We start from the raw sequence: 24700 nt of genomic DNA on the forward strand, positions 1-24700 counted from the left end.
GGACCGTCCAGCCCGGGCGGTCGGTTTTACTTCACTGTATCATAACCTTTTCCTTCGTACGCGCCGAATCCGCCTGCCATGTGGGAGACTTTATCGAAACCGCGCGCCTTCAGGATGCTGGAGGCAATTGCGGAACGCGCGCCGCTCTGGCAGTGGACAAGCAGTTCCTTGCCCTGCGGCAATTCCTCGTTCCAAAGATGGCCGAGGAAGTGATGAGTAGCCTCAGACATATGCCCGCCTTCCCATTCGGAATCGTTCCGGACGTCGAGAACATACGTGTTCTCATCTTTCTTCGCTTCCACGAACTCTTCGACGGTCAGTGTTTCATACGAATCAGTCTCTGCTGCGGGAACCGCGGTTTCCGGACGGACAAACGCAATGATCCGGTCCAGGTGGACCGATTCGAGCGCTTCACGGATTTCCCTTTCCTTGCCTTCTTCGGCAATGACGAGAAGATCCTGGTCGTATCCGATCAGCCAGCCCGCCCAGTTGGTGAAGGATTTATTGAACGGGATATTGATGGAGCCTTTGACAAGCGCTGTTTCGGCATCTTTTGCCGGGCGTGTATCGAGCACGAGTGTACCGTCCTGTTCGCGCAGTTGGTTGAATTCCTGTGCATCTTCAATGACCCGGATGTCTTCACGCTTCAGGAGCGCAGGGCCTTCCTTGTTCACTTTTTTCATCATGGCGAAGTACTTCGGCGCTTCCGGCTGGCCATCCAGCAGCTGCTTCACAAATTGGTCACGGTCGTTTTCCTTCATCGCCCAGTTAAACTGCTTTTCGTAGCCGACTGTCGTGAGAGGAACCGCGCCTAGCGACTTCCCGCATGCGGAACCCGCCCCGTGGCCCGGCCAGACGATCATATGGTCAGGAAGCTGTTTGAACTTCTGGACCGAGTCAAACATCTGGATGGCGCCTTTTTCTGCGGTGTCTGCGATGCCTGCCGCTTTTTCGAGCAGGTCCGGACGGCCGATGTCTCCGACAAAGACGAAGTCACCGGTGAAGATGCCCATCGGTTCCGTTGCGCCGCCTCCGCGGTCGGTCAGAACGTAAGACACGCTTTCCGGCGTATGGCCCGGTGTGTGCATCACTTTGAAATCGATGTTTCCAATAGAAAACTTCTCTCTGTCGTTCAGGAGAACAACATCAAGTCCATCTGTATATTGATAGCTCCAGTCTTCTCCGCCTTCACCCGGCAGATACAGTTTGGCTCCAAGGTCTTCTGCCAGTTGGCGGGCTCCGGAAGTGAAGTCAGCATGGATATGGGTTTCCGCGGCCGCCGTGATGTTCAGGCCTTCTTTTTTGGCACGCGCAATGATGGCCTCCGCATGCCGGGGAGGATCGATGACAATCGCATCGCCAGTGCGCTGGCAGCCAACAAGATAGGCGTATTGCGCAAGACGGTCGTCAAAAAATGATTGGAAAAACATGTTCAGCTTCATTCCTTTCGACGTTTATACCCTTTGGGGTATTTGTAATATACCACCTGGGGTATATAGGTGTCAACAGGAAAGTTTGACTGAAGCAATGCGGCTACAATCTGTTTTTTCTTATCATGTTGAAATCTCATCCAACCATCCAACCTTCCAATACCCGATTCCGGCAAATATAAAAGCCCCGCCGGATACCCAGCGGGGTAGATAAACCCATTATTTCTCGCCGTCCACAAACTTTCCGTGATCCGGCACGGCCTTTTCCTTGAAATGTTCTGCAAGGGTGGCCAGCTCGTTCTGCAAGTACTCTCCCATCACAGGGACTCCATGGCCGGTAATGGCTGCCTGGGGCTGCAACTGAGCGAGGGCCTTGACCGACTGTTCGGCATTCTCCCAGTCCGGGGTCAGATAAACCGGCGGCCCGCTGACCTCGAGTTCCTGGGTCATCACCTTATATAGCGAGTCCTGCTTTACCGTGACAAATGCATCGCCTGCAATTAGCGACGCGTCGGATTCCCGGAAAAGTGAGATGTGTCCTTCCGTGTGCCCCGGAGTATGGACCCACCTCCAACCGGTCATATGCGGCACCGTACCATCGGAAGGCAGCTCACGCGCCCGTTCGCCGATATCGATTGATTCATTCGGAAACATTTTTGACATCTTCGCTACCATGCCGCCCTCGACGGTCACGTCCGGATCCGGATAGTCACGCTTACCCGTAATATAAGGGAGTTCAAGCGGATGCGCGAAAACGGGGACATCCCAATGCTCAAGAAGGTCGATCAGACCACCGATATGGTCAAAATGGGCATGGGTGAGGATAATCGCCTTTGGCGGATTGTTTTCACCGAATCGCGCCGCGGCGGCCTCCAAAATCTTACCGCCCGACTTTGGCATGCCGGCATCTATCAGCACCCACTCATTCCCGATACCCGGCTTTCCGTAGAAAATGATGTTTGCGACCTGGATTGTATAGCTGTACAGATCCTCACCTACCGGAACACCGTCGCCGCTGTTCACGGACGTCACCGGCTGAAACCGTTCGGTCGACGAACTTCTTTCCATATCCATCGGTGATCCCTCCTGTTCTGAAATCACTTTAATCATTCCCGTTATGAGGTGAATTAATCTAGCGGGAGCGGTATGCGCGGATGGTTAGCTTGGACGACACATAAAATGAAACCGCTGCCGACCCGTACAGGACGCCCATGAATAACCCTGCTGCCGGATTGCCTCTGTGGCTGACAAACACAGAAATGACCAGACCGATAAGGGTTGCCATCGTAGGCACGAAAGCCGGTGGAATTGACAAAGCTTTCTTCAATAGTTGTGTGGCTATGAGCACTAGCGGGACGGCGAGAAAGACATCCCAGATATTCGTGCTGATTTCCGGAAATCCCGTCATCTGCCGAACTCCTCCCTGAATCTCCATGCCGATTCAGTATGGGCGGATGCCGGGAAGGTTAGACATCACAAGCGGCCGGGAACCATCAACAAAGCAAAATAAAAAAGAGCTGATCGCAGCCCTTTTAGTTATTTGCCCAACAGCATATTGAATACATAACTGCCAAAGCCGATCAGGGAAATCGTCAACCCGAGTGCCAGTTCTTTACTGGACCACTTTTCCCCATCGTCCGCTTCCTCCATCCAATTTACAGCGTCCGCCTCTATTCCCAAGTTGTCCATCTGCTCCACGCGTTTCATCATTTTCCTGCCCCGCTCCTCCAAAGCAAATGTGAACATCAGAATCGGTATCAGCAAAATGGACATCCCGATCAATTGCATTAATCCAACTCTCCTCTATTTGATCATAGATAGTAACAGGGGTTTAATTGTGTGTTACCAAAACAATTTATTCCACCCAACGATATACTTTATACTATCCATTTTATTTGTCATGCGTTATGCTCACAAAATTATCCAGAGAATTGTAGAGAAGATCACAAATGAAAAATGGAACTTCCCGATCAGACGGGAAGTTCCATTTTCAGCTCCTTATCCAGCAGTTGCTTTTCCGAGTATGGTGCTTCAAATCATATTCCAGCCGGCAATAGCCGGGCCGAAGCGAGGCGGTTGCGGACGAGCACACCGAGAACTGCAGCGAACACGGCCTTGATACAGTCAAGAATGATGAATGGCAGCATTCCACCGGCAAAGGCGCCGGTCCAGGATAGGTTGCCCATGAATTTCAGCCATGCCGTGCCGATCAAAAGGATGACAAGCGCCCCGATGATATTGGCTGTAACCACCGCAGACGTACGGAAACCGCCTTTCTCAGAAATCCAGCCGATGATGAATGCCACCGGAATATAACTGAGAATATAACCGCCCGTCGGCCCCAGCAAAATACCGAGTCCGGACTTCATCCCCGCGAACACCGGAACACCGATTGCGCCGAGGAGTACGTAGAGTGCGGCTGCGAGTGTTCCGTAACGCTTGCCTAGTATTGTCGCGGCAAGTGCCAGTGCCAATGTCTGTGCCGTGAACGGCACCGGCGGAATCGGAATGATGATCTGTGCCCCAACCCCCATGATGGCCGCAAAGAGAGCGGCCATGATCATCATTTTCAACCGTTCATTCCCCATATGTTCCATCCCCCGTTTGGTTAACATGTTTTTTATTTCAGTTGACTAAACTTATCATATATAATGAAAAGACAATCAGTCAACCTTATTCAGACGGAGGGTTAACCATGAACATCCACGGTCATCTTATACATGGTTCAATTATTGATAAAGAAACGCGGTGCCGGCACTATCATGGCACGACCGACCGGATTGCCATCAAGTTTTTCTGCTGTGGAAATTGGTTCCCGTGCCATGCCTGCCATGCGGAATCAGGATGTGGCGGGCATGAGGTCTGGCCCAAGGGCCGATTTTCCGAGAAAGCAGTTTTGTGTGGTGCCTGCGGCCATGAGCTGACCGTCGCCGAATACCTGGATGGAGCTTCCGCCTGCCCTTCCTGCGCCGCCGCTTTTAATCAGGGCTGCAAGCTCCACCGACATCTGTATTTTGAGTAATGACAAATGGGCTGGCGGCTGGATTTTACACTCCATATGGCAAACGGCACGGACGCCGGAAGACACCTGCAGGAAAAGCCGGGCTGTCGAGACCCGCTTCACGCGGGGCTCGGCGCCGGCCTGCGGTAAGCGACCAGAGTCCGTGCCGTTTGCTGTTTTGAGCATTTCGGAGCACAAAGCAGCTTTAGCTGCTGCGTGCAAAAGGAGGTAATTTCGTCATTCATCCTTCCAGTCTCGTCATTCAACTGGTTAGTCTCGTCATTCGTGCTCAGCAACATGACGAATGACGAAATCAGGACCCCGAATGACGAAATCAGGACCCCGAATGACGAAACTGAGCCTTCGAATGACGAAACCGGTACTTTAAAACTGACTTTGAGGAGAAGCCAATTGTCTATTCCTCCGCCACGTCGCTCGTCGCGGCTTTACGGATTTCTTTTCTCTCTTTATAAAAGTTCTTGACGATCGTCTTGCCGACCGCGTAAAGCGGAACACCGAGGAGCACACCGACGAACCCGGCGATATTCCCCGCGGCCAGGATAACCGTAATGACCGTGAGCGGGTGGATGTCGAGCGTTTTGCCCATGATGTTCGGCGTAATGAAGTTGCTCTCGACCTGCTGGGCGACCAGCATGATGATGCCGACACCAATCACGAGTTTCGGATCCTGGATCAATGCGATCAGGAGCGCCGGAATCACCGAAATCCATGGCCCGATAAACGGTATCAGGTTCATGAAGAGGCCGAAGATCGCCAGGATCAGCGCATATTCCAACCCGATGATGAGATAACCGATCAGCAGCATGATGCCGACAAAGATACTGACGAGCATCTGGCCCTGGACATAGTTCGAAATGGTTCTGTTGACCTCTTCCAGCGTGCGGATGACAAAGGTTTTCTTATCCCCCTTGAAAAACTGAGAGACGAACGGAATAAACCGTTCATGGTCCTTTAGCATGTAGACAAGGAAAAACGGGGCAAGGACGAGCATAAAGATCGTCTGGAAAAAACCTGTGATGAAATTCACCATTCCCCCGCCGAGGTTCAGAGCGATTTCATTTACACGTTCACGCGCATTGTCGATCGCATTCTCCACGAACTCCGGAAGTTCATCACGCCGATCAAGCCAGTAACTGACGTTATCCTGGACATCCTCGGTGATTTGCGGAAGATTGTCGGTAAAGGAATTGACCTGTTTTGTGATCATCGGACCGATCATGGCGGACAGTCCCCAGAACACGCCGATGATGAGCACGAATACACTCAGAATGCTCGCCCACCTCGGGAAATTGCGTTTTTCCAGATAACGCTGCACGGGCTCCGTCAGGTAGAACAATACGCCGCCCACGAGCAGCGGCAGGAAAATCGTTCTCAGGATAATGCCGATCGGCGCGAAGAGGCCTTTGATATCGATGAAAAAATGGATAATGAGCAGGGCAAGAAGAATGCCGACCCCCGCCTGGAACCAGAGTTTCTTAGTCATGGGAACTCCTTTGCTATAGCTTTCTACCAATCCTCTTCCCAGTATACCCGATTCCATGCACAAATCGCATGTCCCGTCCGCTTCTTGAGCCAAAATTCCGCCACTTCGAGGAGTAATTTACCGGACAGAAAAACCGCCCCGGTGATGGGGCGGTTCAGATCAGGCGCCTGCCTGCAGGATAATTCGGTTGCCGGACGGGTCCGCGGTCACGGTATGCCCGCCGTCTTCATTGACTTCAGCCCCGATTGACCGAAGCTGTTCTGCAGCCTTTTGAACCGCTTCACTGTCCGGAAAAACGAGTGTATAGGCTTTGAGGCCCGCGCTGTCTGTTTCCTGCGCCGGTATGCCCTCGCCGTTCCAGACGTTCAGGCCGAGGTGGTGGTGATAGCGTTCCGTTGACATGAAAAGCGCGCCCGGGTAATACGTAGCCACTTCAAAGCCGAGTCCTTCACGATAGAAGCGTTCTGTCTCGGCAAGGTTCGAAACATGAAGGTGCACGTGGCCCATGACAGTTTCATCAGGCAGACCGCTCCAGGTGCGTCCGGCTTCCTGCGCAGAGCGGACGACACCGTCGCCGTCCAGTGCCACTGTAGCCATTTCAACCTGGCCGTCGTTCCAGTTCCATTCATCCGCCGGGCGGTCGCGGTATACTTCAATGCCGTTGCCTTCCGGGTCGTTCAGGTAAAGCGCCTCACTCACATAGTGATCACTTGCTCCGATGCGCACACCTTTCTGGATAAAATGAAGAATTGCCGCGCCCAAGTCCTCACGGGACGGAAGCAGGATCGCGAAGTGATAAAGCCCCGCGCGGTTCGGCCGCTTCGCATGGAGTCCCTCGCGGCTTTCCAGCACGAGCAGCGGCGTCTTGCCGTCTGCGGTCAGTTCGATCCGGCCATCCGTCTCGCTCAGCACGCGGAAACCGAGAATGTCTGTATAAAAGGCTTTCATGGCTTGGGGATCAAGCACATTCAGATAAACCGCACCGGTATAGATGGCCGGTGCCTGGTGGAAAGATGTCATTATGGTAAGTTCCCCTCTCAGTTACGATTTGTAACCATCATAACGGATATTTTAGGTTATTTCAAGTAACCGAATTACTTTCGAACAATTAATTCCTGTGATACACTGTTTACAAGGAGTGAAAGCCATATGGTACAGCCAGAACTATGTCCCCGTTTTGAACAGGCGGTCGGTATGCTGAGCCGGCGGTGGAACGCACTGATCATCTTTTCCCTTCTGGGCGAATCTCAGCGGTTCTGTACGATGACCGAGTCGATCGGAATCAGCAACCGGCTGCTGTCGGAGCGTCTGAAAGAATTGGAAAAAGAAGGCATTGTGACAAGGGATGTCTATCCTGAAACCCCGGTACGCATTGAATATAGCCTTACCGAAAAGGGGCGCGCGCTTGCACCGGTCATGCAGGAAATCCAGAGATGGTCGCAAGAATGGCTGCCCGTGCAGGAAGCTGTCCAAGATAAACAGGAACCTTCCGTCCGCTAAGAAGCCACCCGGAGATTGTCATACAAACTGATTGAAACTGGAACCGATCGCCTGAGAAAATAGCGCAGGCCGGATTCAGCGGATATCAGTTTTTTCTTGTTTCAGGCAGGATTATGCTAAACAAACCGCTTTTTTCGTCGCGCGATATATTGTATACCCCTTTTAATGGGTTTGATGTATAATGGATGTAATATAGTTTTCCGATTGGGGGAACGGAAATATGCCACTTCCTGCAGAATTATCCAAGCCGGTACGCATGACGGCAAAAGAAACCGCATTCAATCAAGTTCAAAGCTGGATCATAGACGGGACGCTCCGGCCCGGAGAGAAATTAAACGACATGGAAATCGCCAAGGCGCTCGGCGTCAGCCGGACACCGGTCCGTGAGTCTCTGCAGCTTCTTGAGACGCAGGGGTTTGTAAAGATGTACCCCGGAAAAGCGACCCAAGTTACGGAAATTGATCCGGATGCAATCAATGACCTGCTTCCGCCGCTCGCTGTCCTTCAGGCACTTTCAGCGGAGCTCGCCATTCCCCATCTGACAGATGAGGTCATCAGCCGGCTTACCGAAACGAACGAACGCTTCGGAGAGGCGATCCGGGGAGGCGATGAATTGTCCGCCATCCGCATCGACGAAGAGTTCCACCAGATTATCGTCGAAGCCGCGGACAACCCATATATCCACAGCATCGTCGGAAACTTGCAAGCTCATGTACGCCGCCAATTTTACCATGACGCCATCGTACTCCGGGAGCAGTCATACAAGGAACATACCGACATCATTCATGCCATGAAGGACGGAGATGCCGGAAAAGTGAACGGCATCATGACCAAAAACTGGCTCACCGCGATCGAAGAGCTCCGCGCACTGCGCGGCTAGTAAACAAATAATCCGCAGAGAGGCCGAATAGGCTTCCCTGCGGATTTTTTATTAATTCGATTGCTTTTCCGGGTCCGGTCCGATGATCCGGGCAATGATTCCGGTAATAACCAGGGTGACCACTACAGGGATGAGCCAGCCCAATCCATCTGCGTAGAGCGGCAGATTGGCTGTGAGAAACTCATCAATCGGGACAAGCCAGCCGAACTCCGTGCCCAGCGATCCGGCGAGAGCTTTCAGCCCGTCTATGATTCCGATGATCAGTGCCATTGCCGTCGCCGCGACATAAACGAACCGGGCGTGATGGAACAGCTTCGATGTGAACGTCAGGACCAGCAGTGAAATGGCCAGCGGGTACAAGAACATCAGCATCGGGATTGAGAATGTGATGATATTTGCCAGTCCGAAATTGGCAATGGTGAAGGTGAACAATGTAAAGATCCACACAAACGCCTTATAGCTGACTTTCGGGAAAAGTGAGTGGAAGTACTCTCCGTTGGCCGAGATCAGCCCGATGGCAGTAGTCAGACAGGCCAAAATAATGACCACCGACATCAGAATTGTTCCAAACGACCCGAAGTAATGCGTGGCGGCACTGCTCAGCACCGGCCCTCCGGTTTCGAATATGCCGAATGGCTGGACACTCGTCGCACCGATGTAGGCAATCCCGACATAAAGGACGGCAAGAAGCGAAATGGCGATCAGGCCGGCCTTGAAAGTAGCGCCGGTAATGGCTTTTCTCGTTTTCATCCCCATGCCTTTGATCGCATTGATGACGATGATGGCAAATACCAGTGCTGCAATCGCATCCATCGTATTGTAGCCTTCCGTGAACCCTTTCGTAAATGCCCCTTCAACATAGCTTTCCGTTGCGGGCTGGATGGTTCCAAGCGGGCTGAAAATGGCCATGGCAATCAGGATGACGAGGATGATGACGATGCCGGGAGCCAGAACTTTTCCGACCCGATCGACGATTTTGGCCGGATTCAGAGAAAGCCATAGAGTAAGCGTAAAGAAAGCCAACGTAAACAGGAAAAGCGGAAGACTTCCCGCATCGGTGCCTACATACGGAGTGATGCCGATCTCATAAGCGACCGTTCCTGTCCTCGGCGCCGCGAAAAACGGGCCGATCGTCAGGTAAAGGATGGATGTGAACAGCACGCCGTAAAGCGGGTGAACACGGCCCGCCAATTCCTGCAGGTGATTGCTTCCGGAATAGCCGATGGCGATGACCCCAAGAAACGGAAGCCCAACTCCGGTGATCAGAAAACCGATAACCGCCGGCCACAGCTGATCACCCGAAAGCTGGCCAAGCTGTGCAGGAAAGATCAGGTTGCCGGCACCAAAGAACAGTGCAAACAGCATGGAACCTACGGCGATATAGTTGGAAAATGACATTTTTTCTTGCATAAGGTGCAATCCTTTCTGCCTGGTATGCTTTTTTTGCTGGAACACAAATATTTAAGACGATTCACTAAAATTCGACCAATGTTTTTCATCCTAATGTATTTCGCACCGGATTACAACTGACAAAGTCTGACTTTTGGATGGCATCTGTTTTTTCTGCGGTTTAGCATCCGTCCATGCGGGAATATAACGGACAGACGCACCACACAAGGAGGAAAACAACATGAATCGGAACAAGATGATGATGACTGCCCTCGGATTGGGTGCCGCTTATCTCATGCGAAACAAGGAATCTCGTGACAAATTAAAAGGCCAGTTCAACGACTTTGCCGGAACGGCAAAGACCGGCGGCAACAGGCAGGCAACTGCAAGCAACAACAAAAAAGGCGGAATGCTCACCAACTTCTTCAGCTGATGGGCATCACTGGGCCCCGGAGATCATTCCGGGGTTTTTTGCACATAGAAAAACCGGCGGAGCTTGTCCGCCGGTTTTTTTGTACTTGGTTTAGAATCAGGCTTCCGCTGTGTTGGCTGCAGGTCCCATTACTCGTGCGATGATGCCAGTGAGGATCATAACGACCACTACCGGAATCAGCCATCCGAGTCCGTCCGTATAGAATGGAAGGTAGGCAGTGTAGAAATCGACTACCGGTTGGAGCCAGGCAAACTCCGTTCCAAGCGTACCCGCGAGTGCCTTAAGGCCATCAACGATTCCGATGGCAAATGCCACAATCGTCGCCGACACATAAACGAGGCGCGAATGATTGAACAGCTTTGAGGTGAACGCCATCAGAATCAGGGAGATTGCCAGCGGGTAAAGCAGCATGAGAACCGGAATCGAATAGGTGATGATATTCGCGAGTCCGAAGTTCGATACTACAAACGTGAACGTCGTGAAGATAATGACAAATACCTTATAGCTGATGTTCGGGAACAGCGAGTGGAAATACTCGGCGTTCGCAATCATCAGGCCGATCGCCGTCGTCATGCAAGACAGAATGATGACGATCGCGAGAAGCGCCGTGCCGGCTGCTCCGAAGAAGTGCTCGGCTCCGCTGCTGAGGACCGGACCTCCTGTCTCGAACAAGCCGTACTGCTCGACACTGGTGGCACCGATGTAGGCAATGCCGACATAAAGGATTCCGAGAAGGGATGAAGCCACAACACCGGCCTTGAAAGTCGCATTCAGAATGCCTTTGTTTGTCTTCATACCCATTGCCTTGACTGCTTTAATGACAATAATGGCAAAAACCAGAGCAGCAATGGCATCCATCGTATTGTAGCCCTCTGTGAACCCTTTCGCGAACGGGTTGCCGACATACCCTTCCGTTGCCGGCTGGATGGCACCCATTGGATTAACAATGGCTGCGCCGATCATGACAATCAGAAGAACGACAATTCCGGGTGCGAGGATTTTGCCGACCCGGTCGACGATTTTAGCCGGATTCAGCGAAAGCCACAGCACGAGAGAGAAGAAGACAGCTGTAAACAGCAACAGCGCCAGCGGGCCAGAACCTGCATAAGGCGTGATTCCGATTTCAAAAGCAACAGTTCCCGTACGGGGTGCCGCAAAAAATGGCCCGATCGTGAGGTATAAAACAGAAGTAAAGATGACTGCGTATAACGGATGGATTCGGCTTGCAAGATCTTGCAAGTTACTGCTTGCAGAATATCCGATGGCGATGACGCCCAGGAACGGGAGCCCTACCCCTGTGATGAGGAAGCCAATGATGGCAGGCCAGAAGTTCTCGCCGGCCAATTGGCCGAGCTGCGCAGGGAAAATCAGGTTTCCTGCCCCGAAGAACAAAGCGAACAACATCACACCGACAGCTACATACTTGGAAAACGACATGCTTTCTTTCATGAGGATTAAACCCTTTCTCTTGGTGTATTTAATATTCCGAAAGTTTTAAAAGAGGTGATGCTTATTATCCTACTATCGATTCATGAAGAATGCAATATATTAGTGTGAAATTTTATCAGAATTTTTAAAGTTGGCCGTTTCTATATGACAAAAGCCTTCTGATTTCAACAAAAATAGCGGTTCCCCAACCGGGGACCGCCACAGTTATTTATTCGCTTATTCCGCTATAGCTGCGCTTTGCTGCCTTCGTTCGGCCCGCCGGACCAGCCAAATACTCGATTCATACAAGATCGCCATCGGTATGAGGACGAGAAGCTGGCTGATAAAATCTGGAGGTGTAATCAGGGCCGAGACGACGGCAAGCGAGACATAGGACCATTTACGGACCTTTTTCATCGTATCCGCTGTCAGCAATCCGATTGACCCAAGGAAAAGTGCAACAATCGGAAGCTCGAACATCAGTCCGACCGGCATTGTCGTCATGAGCAGGAACCTCATATACTCCTGCGCAGAAACCATGATGTCGAAATTGGCCGCTCCGAAACCGAGGAGGAACTCATAGCTTAGCGGGTGGATAATAAAGTAACCAAAGGCCACGCCCCCGAGAAAGAGCAACAGCATCGCCGGAGAATACAGCCCGATAAACTTCGCCTCGTTATCATTCAGCCCCGGTTTAACAAACTGCCAGATAAAGTGGCAGAGGAGCGGAAGCGAGAGACCCAGGGCAATCGCTGCGGACATGGTCATGTAAAACTTCACAACTTCAAGGGGGCCAAGGATGACCAGGTCATGGCCCTTCGTGACATACGGAAACCACAGGTTGATCGTCGAAAATACCGCAATGAACACAAAGAGGAAAACACTGATGCCTTTGACCAGTGACTTCCTGAGGTCGGTGAGGTGGGTGAGATAGCCTTCTCCCTCCCCGTCCGCAGGTTTTCCCGGAGGCGGATTTTCAGGAGGCGGTGACCCGGCGCCCTGCTCCTGGGCTGCCTGGACAAGTGTTTCCGCAGTTGCCTCCTCTTCAGCCGCTTCTTCTGACATTGCGCCCCGCTTCTCGATTTCGGCCTTTTTCGCCTCGGCTTTCCGTTTGTCGACCGGGCTGAGTGCGGCACTATAATCATTACCGTACGGATCCATATCGATCACTTCCTGTCTTTGAACGCCTCAATTATAGAGAAGCGCCAAAAACGGCAGACCGGTCCAAAGCCGCCGGGCGGCCCGGCCGGTCATGCCGTCACGCTTCTTTACGCTCTTCTTTCAATTCTTCTTTTCTCGGCTTGTCATCATCGTCCTCCATGATGTCCTTTGCCGACTTCTTAAACTCGGACAGCGTCTTGCCGACAGCCGAACCGACTTCAGGAAGCTTTCTCGGACCGAACAGGATCAGGATGATGACGAGGATGATGATCAGCCCCGGAACACCGATGCTTGCGATTCCACCCATGCGGATCGCCTCCTTTTAAGCTTAAACTTCCTCTATTCAGGGACGGCTAAACCTCCCCCGCCTTATGCACTTAGACTTATCCGGCTTCTGGCGCCAGGGGCTCGGGTCATAAGCCGTTCCGCTCCGCGGGGCAGGCCCCGCTGCACAGACCGTCTAATGCCTGTCGGAGCTGAACAGCCGCCATCAGCACTTAAACCAGCGAGCCGCCTTCTTTGCTGTATTTGATGATGCCTTCTGCGCAGCGGTAGGCGAGCGCACCGACAACTCCGGTCGGGTTATAGCCGCCGTTGTGTGCAAAGTTTCCTGCTCCGACGACGAACAGATTCTCTATATCCCAATGCTGCAGATAATTGTTCACGACACTGTTGGCCGGGTCCGCACCCATGACCGTTCCTCCCGTATTGTGCGTCGTTTGGTAAGGAACAATATCATAGTCTGTAATCGGTGCTCGTCCGACCACCTGTTCAGCTCCCATGTTCTCCATGATTTCCACACATCTTTCCGTGATGTACTTGTGGAGGGCACGGTCCTGGTCGGTAAAGTTGTAGGTCACCTGGAGAAGCGGAACCCCGTACGCATCCTTATACTGTGAATCCAGGGTCATATAATTATCCCGGTGAGGCATGGATGCTCCCTGTGTACCGATACTCAGTGTACGGTTATAGTAATGGATCGATTGCTTTTTGAACTCCGATCCCCAGGCAGGCGTATCAGGCGGTACCGGGTTCGTCGCAATCGGACGGTTCCCTGTCTGAGTGATCGAGATGCTTCCTCCATGGATAAAGTCGAGATCACTATGATCGAAGTTATCGCCGTTAAAGTCATCAATCGACATTCCGAGTGCACCCGCACCCATAAACGTATTAAACTGCTCCTCAAAGTAACCGGTTGCACCAGGCAGAATCTGATAGCAGTAGTTCTTGCCCAGCGTGCCGCGCCCTGTCTCAGGATCGTACATCTCACCGATGTTGGATACCATCAGAAGCTTGGCATTATTCATGACATAACTTGTCAGAACCACCGTTTCCGCTGGCTGGATAAACTCTTCTCCCGACATCCAGTTGATATACCGGACGCCCGTCGCCTTTCCGCCTTCATGCAGGATCTCAACCACGTTTGAATGGAAACGGATCTCATAGTTTCCTGTTTCCCTAGCAGTAGGGATGACGGTAATTTCAGGAGAAGTCTTCGCGCCGTATTCACAGCCGAAACGCTCACAGAAGCCGCAGTACATGCAGGCGTTGATCGTCTGTCCGTCAGGATTCGTGTATGCTTCCGACAGGTTGGCTGAAGGCAGCATAAACGGCGTATAGCCCAGATCACTCGTGGCTTTTTCGAACCTCTCCAGGACTGGCGTCTTCTTCATCGGTGGTGTTGGATAAGGGTTGGAGCGTTTCCCCGCAAACGGGTTTTTGTCTTCACCGGAAATCCCGGAAGTGTACTCGTATTTGTCAAAATACGGCTCCAGTTCATCGTATGTAATTCCCCAGTCCTGGAGCTGGTATTCCGGGCCAAGCTTGTCTGCGCCATACTTTTGTTCGGTCATAGTTTTAATTTCAAAATCATACGGAAGGAATCGCCACGTGTGGCCGTTCCAGTGAGTACCAGCACCGCCAAGACCTTCACCAAGAAGGAAAGAACCCATCGTTCTCATTGGTAGTGCACGCTGGTCACGCCGGTTCCGGAATGTGATCGTCTCTTTTGACAGGTCCTGCATGAGTTCGTAACGGATGGCGTAACGGTACTCATCGTGGACGCGCAGGAAATCTTCGGTCCCACGCTCCCGTCCCCTTTCAATACTTACAACTTTCAGCCCCGCTTTTGCCGCCTCCGCAGCGATGATGCCGCCCGTCCAGCCGGCACCAACCGTTACGACATCTACCTTGTCCAAAGTAGTCGCCATTTATTTCCCTCCTAATCAATGATGTCCGCCAAGGGACTGAGGATCGATTTCAACAAAGTCTTCACTTTCGATCTTGTCGATGTAAGATGCCTGATGGCCAGGGAAGTTCTTCATCTTCCATCCTTCCATGCCTACATTTCCACCGTACATCGGATCAGAGTAAGCACCTTCAAGCACGGCAGAACGAAGAAGCCGGAAGAAAAAGCCGGCCGTGACTCCTTCCATCTCAATCTCATCTTTTTGGAAAGCCGTGATGATTTCGTCCATCTGATCGCCTTCCAGATCGGCAAAGCCGTTCTCAAAGCGGCTCTGCGCCTCCTGATCCAACTTCCTGATACCTTGCAGGAAGATATCCTTTCGACGCAGACGGCTCTGATAACCCTGCGTCACTTCGCCTCCATAAAACGGACCCTGCATGTATTCCCGTTCGTTATTCCCGTATGCACCTGCCAGCTGATGATCAATGAAATAAGGTACTCCGAGCCCTATAGCGCCAGGGCCAAGGTCATCTTCCGGTAAAATCCGCTCGGTCGCTTCGGATAGGACGTTGAAGTCATGGTCGTTCGTGAAGAACATCCTGCCGCCCGGTGAGCCTGCAGACTGGTCCGCCCTGCCCCCGCTCCGCTTCTCCTCATCGGTTGCGGAACCGCCGTCCTTTGCGTTGTAGCCGATGAGACCGCCAATCACGCCGCCGCCTACAAGCGCACCTGTGGCTACACCGGCCGTCTTAAGAAAATCGCGACGGGAGACGTCTTTCCTTTCATCCGCCATGCCTGTTCCTCCTTTGAATTCATTGAATATGAGAAATCTACAACGAGCATGCCCTCCCGGATATCCGTTTTATACCGGTACTGCATGCTTCGCGCCCATATTCTTGTACTTGACCGTTCCCTCCCCCCCTGTACCCTAAACCGAAAAATGGCAATAATATGCTATAAGATCTTGTTGAACTCCAAAGGAAGTGAGTCTTTTGTAACAAAATTTGATCTTCTTCTAAAAGACTGATTGTCCCTGTGTTGTAACACGGCGTATAATAATGAAGGCTGTTTAGCCACAGCGTACGACAAAGGGGGTCATACATATGTTCCAAAATACCTGGTCCCGGATGTGGGACTGGCACGATGAAGCAAAACGTCTTTTTACATTCTTTATCCGGCCCAACAAAGTCATGATGAGTGCCGAGGGCTCGGGGACGCCGTTCGGCTACACGGAAAAGGACCCGGAAAACAAGCGGAACGAGCGGAGCTATACCACCCCGCAAATGATCGGACTTATCGCAGGCCCGCTCCTCTTTTTCCTGATCCTGTTCTTCTTTAATCCCGAGGGGCTTTCACCTGAGGCGCGTGCCATTCTGGCCGGAACGGTCTGGATGGCGGCATGGTGGATTACCGAGGCGGTGCCGATTCCGGTGACGTCGCTCCTGCCGCTCGTCCTCTTCCCGCTGGCGGGCGGGCTGGACGTGAAAGCGACCGCTTCCGCATACGGGGACGAAAATATCTTCCTCTTCATGGGCGGATTCATGATCGCGCTCGCGATGGAAAAGTGGAACCTTCACCGGCGCATCGCGCTCACGATCATTTCGGCAATCGGCACGAATATAAACAAAATCGTGCTCGGCTTCATGGTGGCCACCGGGTTCCTGTCGATGTGGATTTCCAACACGGCAACCGCAATGATGATGGTGCCGATCGGCCTTGCCATCACCTATCAGGTAGCTGATGCCCTGAAAAATGATCCATCGGTCGATACCTCACAGGAGAATTTCGGTTTCGGAAAGGCGCTTATGCTGGGGATTGCCTATTCCGCTTCTGTCGGCGGGATTGCAACGCTTATCGGCACACCGCCGAATACAGCGCTCGCTGCTGCGATGGAAAAGATGTACGGCATTGAAATATCCTTTGGGCAGTGGATGCTGTTCGGGACTCCATTCGCCTGGCTGTTCATCCTTGTGATCTGGCTGTATCTCGTAAAAGTTGCTTTTCCGCAGAAAATCAAAGAATTGCCAGGCGGCCGTGAGATGATCCGTGCCGAGAAAGACAAACTGGGCAGTGCCTCGACCGAGGAAAAGCTCGTTTTCACCGTCTTCATTCTCGCTGCGCTGTCCTGGATTACACGTTCGTTCTTCCTGCAGAATTTCCTGCCGGGCCTCAGTGACGGCGTCATCGCGATGTTCTTCGCGATTGTCCTGTTCGCCATCCCGGCTGTGAACGTGAAAGGCGACCGCTTGCTTGACTGGGAAACGGCCGTCAAACTGCCATGGGGCATCCTGCTCCTGTTCGGCGGCGGACTCGCGATCGCCGCAGGCTTTGTCGGCTCGGGACTTTCCGAATGGATCGGCGGCCAGTTGACGGCACTTGATGCCGTTCCGCTCATCGTCGTGATCATTGTCGTCACGGCACTAGTCATCTTCCTGACCGAGATCACGTCCAATACGGCGACAGCCGCGATGATGTACCCGATCATGGGCGCACTCGCTGTCGCACTCGGCGTCCATCCGTTCGCTCTCATGGTGGCTGCCGGCGTTGCCGCTTCCTGCGCATTCATGCTGCCGGTCGCGACACCGCCGAACGCAGTCGTGTTCGGTTCCGGTTATCTTAGGATTCCGGATATGGCGAAGGCCGGACTTGCCCTCAATATCATGGGCATCGTTCTCGTGCCGATATTTATCTGGTTCCTGCTGCCGATTGTGTTCGGCATCGACCTGAACGCATTGCCGGAGTTCCTTAAATAAATATAAATAAGCCCTGCATCCGAGAACTCGGGTGCAGGGCTTTTCGTATGAGGATATTACGCGTGTGCCGCGAGCCGTTTCCTTGCGGCAATGGCAAACGCCAGGTAAATGATTGGGATGATCGCTGTGAACAGGATCAGGAGCGTCCAGCCCCCCGCTGTCCAGAGCGGCGACAAAAGCGTACTTCCCGCGGCAACGCCGATATAATACGAAACGAGATACAAACTGGAGGCGCTGCCCTTGTGGTGGGGCGCATCACGGCCGACTGTGGCCGCTGTGAGAGAATGGGCGGTAAAGAAGCCCAGGCAGATCACACAAAGACCTACGACGATCATCGTGACGCTTTCCGCAAGCGTCAGCAGGATCCCGGCCGAGAGGATCAGCACCCCGGCCTTCCGGACCGGCCGGATGCCGAGCCGTACTGACAGCCAGCCGGCAAGCGGCGAGCCGATTACGCCGATGCCGTAGGCGAAATATGTATATGAAATGGCTTCAAGCGACAGGCTGAACGGCTCTCCCTGCAGATGGAACGGCAGGAACGTCCAGACGCCTGTGAAGCTTAACTGAAGAACGATTCCCAGACCGAACGAGATGAGCAGGAGCGGGTTCTTCAGGTGAAAGAGGAAGGCCTCCATATCCTGGCGAATGGTCCCGTCAGCAGCTTCGAACCTCCTGGAACGGGGCAATAGGAAAATGACTGCAGCGGCGATCAGCGCCCCTGCAATGCCGAGGCCATAAAACGCCGTCTGCCAGGAATAGAGCTCAGTGACATACCCCGTCAGCACCCTGCCCGCCATGCCGCCTAGCGCATTTGTGGAGATATATAGAGTTGTCGCGAAACTGACGCTTTTCCGGTCCATCTCTTCACTGATATAGGCAATCGCCGCGGCAGGCACTCCGGCAAGCGTAAACCCCTGGAAAAAGCGGAGCACCAGGATCAGCCAGAACGAGTCGGTGAGCGGCATGATGAAAAACGGGATGACCGACAGCGCGACCGACCATTTGATATAGAGCGTCCGCCCATGCCGGTCGGACAGAAAACTGATGACGAGCAGGCCGATGATGAGACCCAGCGTCGTGAGCGACACGGACAGGCTGGATGAAGAAACCGACACGCCAAACTCTTTAGTGAACAGCGGCAGGAGCGGCTGTGTCGTATACATTGCAGCGAACACAAACAGCGAAGCAAAACCTAGCGACGAGATAATCTTCCAGAACGCGGCATCTCTCATCGTATAAGCGGGCGGATCTGTCCGGTTCTCCATGTACAACACTTCCCATCCATGATTCTCCCATTATAGCAAAGCGCCGGAGGGATGGAAAAATCTCCTCCGGGTATGATGAAGGAAGTACCTGCAGAAAGGGGCGGTTCCGGATGAAAAAGTTGGTGGTTATCCTTGTTTCCCTGCTGATTGCGGGAGGGTGTACAGGCGAAAAAAAGGAGCAGGCGGAAAATGCGCTTCCTGCCGGCGGAAGCGTCAGTGGCGGGACGGGCAGAGTAAGTGAAGTCGCTTCAGGGCTCAGGTCTCCATGGTCGATCGACCGGCACGGGGATACCTTCTATGTTTCCGAGCGGGGCGGAACCATCGCGGAGATCGGACAGGACGGGGCAGTGAGGCGGCTGGATGCCGGACTTTCCGCCCCGCTGTCCGGCGCGGCCGAGGCGGGGCTCATGGGCTTTGTCCTGAAGCCCGGATTCGCCGAAAGTGGGGAAGCCTATGCCTACTACACCTACCAGGGAGATTCCGGACCGGTAAACCGCATCGTCACGCTAAGACGTGATGATGCCGGCTGGCAGGAGACTGAAATCCATCTGGATATGGTGATGTCCGGCCCTGTGCACCACGGCGGCCGGCTGGCCCTGTCCCCGGACGGCGCTCTTTTCGCGACGATCGGCGACAGGCAGGATCCCGGCACCGCGCAGGATCCGGACTCGCTGAACGGCAAAATCGTCCGTAAGAATGAAGCCGGGGAATTCGAAGTGTACACGATGGGGCACCGAAATCCGCAGGGGCTCGCCTGGGATGAAAACGGCGTGATGTATGCGACCGAACACGGCCAGTCGGCCAATGATGAACTGAACCGGATTGAAGAAGGACGGAACTACGGCTGGCCGGTAATCCAGGGAACGGAACAGCGTGAAGGCATGGAGCGTCCCCTTGCGACTTCGGGAGACGGCGAGACTTGGGCGCCGTCCGGGCTTGCCTATCACAGTGGTCTTGTTTATGCGGGTGCGCTACGGGGTGAAGCAGTCCTCGTGTTCGATCCGGGTACCGGCACTCTGATCCGGAAAATTGAGGGGTACGGCCGCGTGCGCGATGTGTTTGCGGACGGAGATTCAATTTATTTTATTACAAACAACACGGATGGTCGGGGTACCCCGCGCGAGGGCGACGACCGCCTCATGAAAATCAGAAACCCGGGCAACGGCTGAGGCCGTACCCGGGTGTGATTGTTGCTATTCGGATTGAAGAGTGACGGAGACAATCTCCGGCGTATTCAGAATGCGGAGCGGAAACTGACTGTTTCCGAGACCTCTGCTGATGACCAGCTGCGTTCCGCTCTGGCTGTGGATGCCTGACGTCAGATCCGGGAACCAGCCCTGCCCCGGCGAGTTGAGCCCGCCGACAAACGGAATGCGGACCTGCCCGCCATGTGCATGACCGGAGAAAACGAGAGGCATACCCATGTCGGCATAGGTGCTGAACTGTTCAGGGCGGTGGGCAAGCAGCACCGTGAACATCCCTTCCGGCACTTCCGCTGTCGCCTGTTCGATGGCATGTTGCGTAAACGCCGCCTCCCCTTCCGTACCGACACCGGAAAGCGGATCATCGATGCCCGCGATTGCGATGCTGCTGTTGCCCGAGCCGACCACCATCGCCCGGTTCCGGAGCACATGGACACCCGCATCCGAGAGGGCGGATGTGATTTCATCAACTTCATTTGTTGCGACTTCATGGTTGCCGGTCACATAGAAGACTTCCGCCATCCCGGTAAGTGCGGGAATCATTTTCATGCTGCGGTCAAGGTCATATCGGTTGCTGTCGATAAAGTCCCCTGTCAGGAAAATATAATCCGGCTTTTCCCGGCGGACGGCCTCGATGAGGTCTGCCTGCTCCCCGCCGAACTCCCCGTCATGGACATCCGATAATTGGACGATTTTCAATCCGTCGAAGGATTCCGGGATGTGCGGGTCCGAAACGGTATAGTCAGTCACCGTCAGCCGTCCGTTATCGTAGACGATATACGCGGCGGCTGCGGCAATCAGCAGCAGGAACAGGAGAAATTTCTTCATTGCAGTCTTCCTTTCTCCCTTTAAAACAGGAGTTTCAAAGTGTTCTCATTGTACCGCATGAGGACTGATGACGGAAATGAAATCCGGCTTTCGGAATTGTACGATTATGGCAGGCAGAACATGACGTCCGGCGTGTTTCGCATCAGTGATTGGAAGTTTTCGGACGCAGCACGGAGATTCGCGATACCAAGCGCAAAAAAACACCCCCGCAAGTTCTCTTGCGGGGGTGAATCTGTCACGTATTTGCCGTGCCGGCTTTGGCGGCCCGTTTCTGGTTGGCAGGCGATAGGGCTTTTTCAATCCAGCCCATCACAACGTCCGCAACAACCGCCATTAGGGCAGTCGGAATGGCGCCGGCAAGGATAATCGCTGCACCATCAGTGACGTTCGTGCCCCGGATGATAATCGATCCGAGGCCTCCGCCGCCGATAAACGCGCCGATTGTCGCGACACCGATCGCGATGATCAGCGCTGTGCGCAGACCGGCCATGATGACCGAGAGCGACAGCGGCAATTCCACCATGAACAGGCGCTGGGACCCGGTCATCCCCATTGCGCGCCCCGCTTCCAAAATCGAACTGTCGACGCTCCTGATACCGGTATAGGTGTTCCGGATGATCGGCAGAAGCGAGTAAAGGAACAGACTCATGACAACGGTGTTGGCGCCGAGTCCCATGGCAAGCATGAGGACCGCGAGCATCGCAAGCGCCGGAATCGTCTGGATCAGGTTGGCCGCCGTCAGCACCCAGCCGCTCAGTTTGCCGTAGCGGGCGATCAGAATGCCTGTAGGAATGCCGACGACCGCGGCAAACAGCACGCCGTAGGCCGACATGAGGAAATGGCGGAAAAACTGTTCCATGACGTAGGATCCGTTCAGCTGATAATAATTCCACAGTTCCTGGATGGTTTCCACTTCATCATTCCCCCTTGTCCCTGAAATAGTTGTGTTCTTCGAGAAACTCTTTTGCGACAATGGCAGGCTCTTTCTTGTTGACGTCAGCCTCGTAGTTTAGCTGCGTCATCGTTTCCGCATCGATTGTACCGGCCATGCGCTTGAGCAGCCCGTCCAGTTCCGGGTGCTTCTCCAGCACGTCCTTGCGCGTGACCGGGGATGTTTCATACGGCGGGAAAAATTGTTTGTCGTCTTCAAGCGTCTTCAGGTCGAATGCCTTCAGCCGTCCGTCCGTGCTATAGGCCAGGACGACGTCCATCTTGCCGCTTTTCACTGCCTGGTAGACGAGCCCGATCGACATCGGAAGTGCCTCGCCGAATTCAAACCCATAGGCCTCGACAAATCCGGGGTATCCGTCACCCTGACGATTCAGCCAGTTATTGTCGACGCCGAGCGTCAGGCTGTCAGCGACCTTCTCAAGGTCAGACACCGTCTCGAGCCCCTCCTGTTCGGCAAGTTCCGACGTCACGGTGAAGGCGTAAGTGTTCTGGAAACCGTAAGAGTCATACCAGACCTGGTCAAAGCGTTCGTCGAACTCCTTTTGGACAAAGGCCATTGCCTCGTCGGGATCCTTCATGGGTTCGACATCAAGGATCGAGGCCATGTCGGTCCCCGTATAACGTGCTGCGGTGATATCAACCTGACTGTCGGTAAGCGCCTGGTGCTGGATGATCGAAGTGCCCAGGTTCTCGACCATTTCCACTTTCAGATCGGTTTCTTCCTCGATCAACAGGCGGAGCATATGGCCGAGGACCTGCGTTTCGGTGTGGGTCAGAGTCGAGATGCGGACCGTTCCGTCCGCGCCGCCCCCGAGCCCCGGGAGTGAACAGCCCGCAAGAAGGGCGGCTGATAGCGCGAAAATCAGACTGGTCCGAAACAGACGTTTTTTCATCACGCCTCCCCCCTTTCCAAACGGACACCGATAGGGGTTGCCGCTTTCTCCAATTTGCCGAGAAGCCAGTCAAGCAGGATCGCCAGTAGCGTGACCGGCACTGCTCCGCCGATGATGAGATCCGGACGGAACAGGTTCAGCCCGTCGAAGATGAAGTCACCAAGCCCGCCGCCTCCGATGAATGAGGCAAGCGTCGCCCAGCCGATCAGGTAAACGGCGGTCATCCGGATACCGGCCATGATGACCGGAACCGCAAGCGGCAGCTCCACCCGTACCGTCCGCTGAAGGGTGGTCATGCCCATGCCCCGGGCCGCTTCGATAAGATTGCCGTCGATGTTCTTCACACCGATATATGTATTCCTGAGAATCGGCAGCATGGAATATAGGAACAGCGCCACGATCGCAGGCACTTTTCCGATGCCGAGCAGCGGAATGAAAAATGCCAGGATCGCCAGGCTCGGGAACGTCTGCACGACGCCGGCGATGCCCATGACGAGCCCAGAGACTTTCGGCAGCCTCACAAGCAGGATGCCGAGCGGCACCGCCACAATCACTCCCAGCGCCAATGCTGCAAACGAGATGAGCAAGTGTTCCCAGGTCTTCTCGAAAAGGAGTGCACCGTACTCGGAGAAGAAGTTAAGGATACTGTCCATCAGGCTCCCTCCCCGTCAGCCAGGCCGGAAGATTCGTCTTCAGCGTCCCCCCAGACGGAGTCATACAGGACATCGACAAGGCTTGTGCGTGTGAGGATGCCGGCCAGGTGCTTCCGCTCGTCCACGACCGGCACATATTTCAGGCCGCGGACGAGAATATTGCGCGTCGCATCGCGAAGAAGGGTATCCGCACGGACGATCGGGACATCCGTTTCCATGATGTCCGCAACTGCGGAATCCCAGTTTTTATGTTTGTCGATCATCTCGACTGTCACCCAGCCGCGGAACACACCCGCTCCATCTGTAACGAGAAGGGAATCGACACGGCGTTTGCGCATTACCCTGACGGCCTGTGACAGCGTTTCGCCCATGCCGACGGACACCGGATCCGGATTCATGATCTGGCCCACCGTCTGGAGCTGCTGCCTGGCCTGCGCAAGGCGTTCTTTCCCGATAAAGTCCTCGACAAACTCATCAGCCGGGCTTCCCAGGATTTCATCCGGCGAACCGACCTGCACGATCTTCCCGGCACGCATGATGACGATCTTGTCGGCCAATTTCAGTGCCTCGTCCATATCATGGGTGACGAAGATGATCGTCTTGCCCAGGGTTTGCTGCAGGTGCTTGAACTCCGCCTGCAGAGAATCCCGGGTGATCGGGTCAAGCGCTCCAAACGGTTCATCCATAAGAATCAGAGGCGGGTCGGAAGCAAGCGCCCGCAGTACGCCGATCCGCTGTTGCTGGCCTCCGCTCAGTTCATGCGGATAGCGGTCGAGGAATTCCTTCGGCATATTGACGAGGTCCATAAGCTCCTCCGCGCGCCGGTTTCGGTCTTCCACGGAAGTCCCTTTCAGCCTCGGGACAAGCGCGATATTGTCGCGGATTGTCATATGGGGGAACAGGCCGATCTGCTGGATCACATAGCCGATCGACCGGCGCAGTTCGACGACATTTTTATCAAGCAGGTTTTCTCCGTTCAGGAGAATCTTACCCTCAGAAGGCCGGACAAGCCGGTTGATCATCTTCATCGTTGTGGTCTTTCCGCAGCCGCTCGGGCCGATCAGGCAGACAAATTCCCCTTCTCCAATTTCAAGATTCAGGTTGTCGACGGCCCGTTTGCCGCCTGCATAGACTTTTGAAACATTATCAAATACAAGCAAATCCCAAAACCTCCGACTTCATTTTTTTACTGATCTGACAGACTCCAAAAAGGTCCACCTGTACGGTGAACCTTATCTCAA

25 protein-coding genes are annotated in these 24700 nt (G+C 53.9%); 6 read left to right on the forward strand and 19 right to left on the reverse strand.

Annotated elements, in window-relative coordinates; all coding sequences use genetic code 11:
• Positions 1-26: 26 nt before the first annotated feature.
• The 5 genes from AC6CHQ_RS03185 to AC6CHQ_RS03205 form a co-directional block, all read right to left on the reverse strand.
• On the reverse strand, positions 27-1430 hold the full coding sequence (locus tag AC6CHQ_RS03185) for an MBL fold metallo-hydrolase (RefSeq protein WP_498080877.1): 1404 nt from the start codon (positions 1428-1430) through the stop codon (positions 27-29).
• Between the two features lie 219 nt (positions 1431-1649).
• Positions 1650-2504, reverse strand: a complete 855-nt coding sequence (locus tag AC6CHQ_RS03190; protein ID WP_498080878.1) for an MBL fold metallo-hydrolase — start codon at positions 2502-2504, stop codon at positions 1650-1652.
• 58 nt (positions 2505-2562) lie between these two features.
• Positions 2563-2838, reverse strand: a complete 276-nt coding sequence (locus AC6CHQ_RS03195) for a hypothetical protein (RefSeq protein WP_498080879.1) — start codon at positions 2836-2838, stop codon at positions 2563-2565.
• A 128-nt stretch (positions 2839-2966) separates the two neighbouring features.
• Positions 2967-3218 (reverse strand): hypothetical protein, encoded by a 252-nt coding sequence (locus AC6CHQ_RS03200; protein ID WP_498080880.1) that lies wholly within the window; start codon positions 3216-3218, stop codon positions 2967-2969.
• Positions 3219-3466: 248 nt separating this feature from the next.
• Positions 3467-4018: a biotin transporter BioY gene (locus tag AC6CHQ_RS03205; protein ID WP_251239833.1), complete on the reverse strand. Its 552-nt coding sequence runs from the start codon at positions 4016-4018 to the stop codon at positions 3467-3469.
• A gap of 107 nt (positions 4019-4125) precedes the next feature.
• On the opposite strand from AC6CHQ_RS03205, the gene AC6CHQ_RS03210 reads away from it, so the two are divergent.
• Entirely contained in the window at positions 4126-4452 is a 327-nt protein-coding gene (locus AC6CHQ_RS03210; RefSeq protein WP_251239832.1) for a CHY zinc finger protein, read from the forward strand.
• A 394-nt stretch (positions 4453-4846) separates the two neighbouring features.
• Here the strand turns inward: AC6CHQ_RS03210 and AC6CHQ_RS03215 are convergent, their stop codons facing one another.
• Both AC6CHQ_RS03215 and AC6CHQ_RS03220 read right to left on the reverse strand, forming a co-directional pair.
• Entirely contained in the window at positions 4847-5935 is a 1089-nt protein-coding gene (locus AC6CHQ_RS03215; protein ID WP_092050578.1) for an AI-2E family transporter, read from the reverse strand.
• Positions 5936-6094: 159 nt separating this feature from the next.
• Positions 6095-6955: a VOC family protein gene (locus tag AC6CHQ_RS03220; protein WP_498080881.1), complete on the reverse strand. Its 861-nt coding sequence runs from the start codon at positions 6953-6955 to the stop codon at positions 6095-6097.
• Positions 6956-7084: 129 nt separating this feature from the next.
• Between AC6CHQ_RS03220 and AC6CHQ_RS03225 the strand changes: the two genes are divergently transcribed.
• Both AC6CHQ_RS03225 and AC6CHQ_RS03230 read left to right on the forward strand, forming a co-directional pair.
• Entirely contained in the window at positions 7085-7435 is a 351-nt protein-coding gene (locus AC6CHQ_RS03225; protein WP_251239829.1) for a winged helix-turn-helix transcriptional regulator, read from the forward strand.
• Positions 7436-7655: 220 nt separating this feature from the next.
• Complete coding sequence (locus AC6CHQ_RS03230; RefSeq protein WP_251239828.1) at positions 7656-8315, forward strand: GntR family transcriptional regulator; 660 nt, start codon at positions 7656-7658, stop codon at positions 8313-8315.
• A gap of 51 nt (positions 8316-8366) precedes the next feature.
• Here AC6CHQ_RS03230 and brnQ (AC6CHQ_RS03235) read toward each other — a convergent pair whose 3' ends face one another.
• On the reverse strand, positions 8367-9725 hold the full coding sequence (brnQ, locus tag AC6CHQ_RS03235) for a branched-chain amino acid transport system II carrier protein (RefSeq protein ID WP_498080882.1): 1359 nt from the start codon (positions 9723-9725) through the stop codon (positions 8367-8369).
• Positions 9726-9945: 220 nt separating this feature from the next.
• Between brnQ (AC6CHQ_RS03235) and AC6CHQ_RS03240 the strand changes: the two genes are divergently transcribed.
• Positions 9946-10137, forward strand: a complete 192-nt coding sequence (locus AC6CHQ_RS03240) for a hypothetical protein (protein ID WP_092050588.1) — start codon at positions 9946-9948, stop codon at positions 10135-10137.
• Positions 10138-10233: 96 nt separating this feature from the next.
• On the opposite strand, the gene brnQ (AC6CHQ_RS03245) is transcribed toward AC6CHQ_RS03240, so the two are convergent.
• From brnQ (AC6CHQ_RS03245) to AC6CHQ_RS03265, 5 genes are all read right to left on the reverse strand, one after another.
• Positions 10234-11586 (reverse strand): branched-chain amino acid transport system II carrier protein, encoded by a 1353-nt coding sequence (brnQ, locus tag AC6CHQ_RS03245; RefSeq protein WP_251240595.1) that lies wholly within the window; start codon positions 11584-11586, stop codon positions 10234-10236.
• A 216-nt stretch (positions 11587-11802) separates the two neighbouring features.
• Positions 11803-12726, reverse strand: a complete 924-nt coding sequence (gene tatC, locus AC6CHQ_RS03250; protein ID WP_498080883.1) for a twin-arginine translocase subunit TatC — start codon at positions 12724-12726, stop codon at positions 11803-11805.
• Positions 12727-12823: 97 nt separating this feature from the next.
• Positions 12824-13033 (reverse strand): twin-arginine translocase TatA/TatE family subunit, encoded by a 210-nt coding sequence (gene tatA, locus AC6CHQ_RS03255; protein WP_092050592.1) that lies wholly within the window; start codon positions 13031-13033, stop codon positions 12824-12826.
• A gap of 190 nt (positions 13034-13223) precedes the next feature.
• Positions 13224-14936, reverse strand: coding sequence for a GMC family oxidoreductase (locus tag AC6CHQ_RS03260; RefSeq protein WP_251240597.1), 1713 nt, complete (start codon positions 14934-14936; stop codon positions 13224-13226).
• Positions 14937-14951: 15 nt separating this feature from the next.
• Positions 14952-15707: a gluconate 2-dehydrogenase subunit 3 family protein gene (locus AC6CHQ_RS03265; RefSeq protein ID WP_251240598.1), complete on the reverse strand. Its 756-nt coding sequence runs from the start codon at positions 15705-15707 to the stop codon at positions 14952-14954.
• A gap of 310 nt (positions 15708-16017) precedes the next feature.
• On the opposite strand from AC6CHQ_RS03265, the gene AC6CHQ_RS03270 reads away from it, so the two are divergent.
• On the forward strand, positions 16018-17667 hold the full coding sequence (locus AC6CHQ_RS03270; protein WP_498080884.1) for an SLC13 family permease: 1650 nt from the start codon (positions 16018-16020) through the stop codon (positions 17665-17667).
• A gap of 56 nt (positions 17668-17723) precedes the next feature.
• Here the strand turns inward: AC6CHQ_RS03270 and AC6CHQ_RS03275 are convergent, their stop codons facing one another.
• Complete coding sequence (locus AC6CHQ_RS03275; protein WP_498080885.1) at positions 17724-18932, reverse strand: MFS transporter; 1209 nt, start codon at positions 18930-18932, stop codon at positions 17724-17726.
• 110 nt (positions 18933-19042) lie between these two features.
• Here AC6CHQ_RS03275 and AC6CHQ_RS03280 point away from each other — a divergent pair, with 110 nt between their 5' ends.
• Positions 19043-20101, forward strand: coding sequence for a PQQ-dependent sugar dehydrogenase (locus tag AC6CHQ_RS03280; RefSeq protein WP_498080886.1), 1059 nt, complete (start codon positions 19043-19045; stop codon positions 20099-20101).
• 24 nt (positions 20102-20125) lie between these two features.
• On the opposite strand, the gene AC6CHQ_RS03285 is transcribed toward AC6CHQ_RS03280, so the two are convergent.
• The 5 genes from AC6CHQ_RS03285 to AC6CHQ_RS03305 form a co-directional block, all read right to left on the reverse strand.
• Positions 20126-20962: a metallophosphoesterase gene (locus AC6CHQ_RS03285; RefSeq protein WP_251240602.1), complete on the reverse strand. Its 837-nt coding sequence runs from the start codon at positions 20960-20962 to the stop codon at positions 20126-20128.
• Positions 20963-21197: 235 nt separating this feature from the next.
• Positions 21198-21875, reverse strand: coding sequence for an ABC transporter permease (locus tag AC6CHQ_RS03290; RefSeq protein WP_092050606.1), 678 nt, complete (start codon positions 21873-21875; stop codon positions 21198-21200).
• A gap of 4 nt (positions 21876-21879) precedes the next feature.
• Positions 21880-22806, reverse strand: coding sequence for an osmoprotectant ABC transporter substrate-binding protein (locus AC6CHQ_RS03295; RefSeq protein WP_498080887.1), 927 nt, complete (start codon positions 22804-22806; stop codon positions 21880-21882).
• A complete protein-coding gene (locus AC6CHQ_RS03300; protein ID WP_498080888.1) occupies positions 22806-23459 on the reverse strand; it encodes an ABC transporter permease in 654 nt (217 codons plus the stop codon). The genes AC6CHQ_RS03295 and AC6CHQ_RS03300 overlap by 1 nt, the downstream gene beginning before the upstream one ends.
• Positions 23459-24619, reverse strand: coding sequence for a betaine/proline/choline family ABC transporter ATP-binding protein (locus AC6CHQ_RS03305; RefSeq protein WP_498080889.1), 1161 nt, complete (start codon positions 24617-24619; stop codon positions 23459-23461). Before AC6CHQ_RS03305 ends, AC6CHQ_RS03300 begins: the two co-directional genes overlap by 1 nt.
• Positions 24620-24700 lie beyond the last annotated feature (81 nt).

This window comes from Bhargavaea sp. GQ12 (assembly GCF_059758705.1).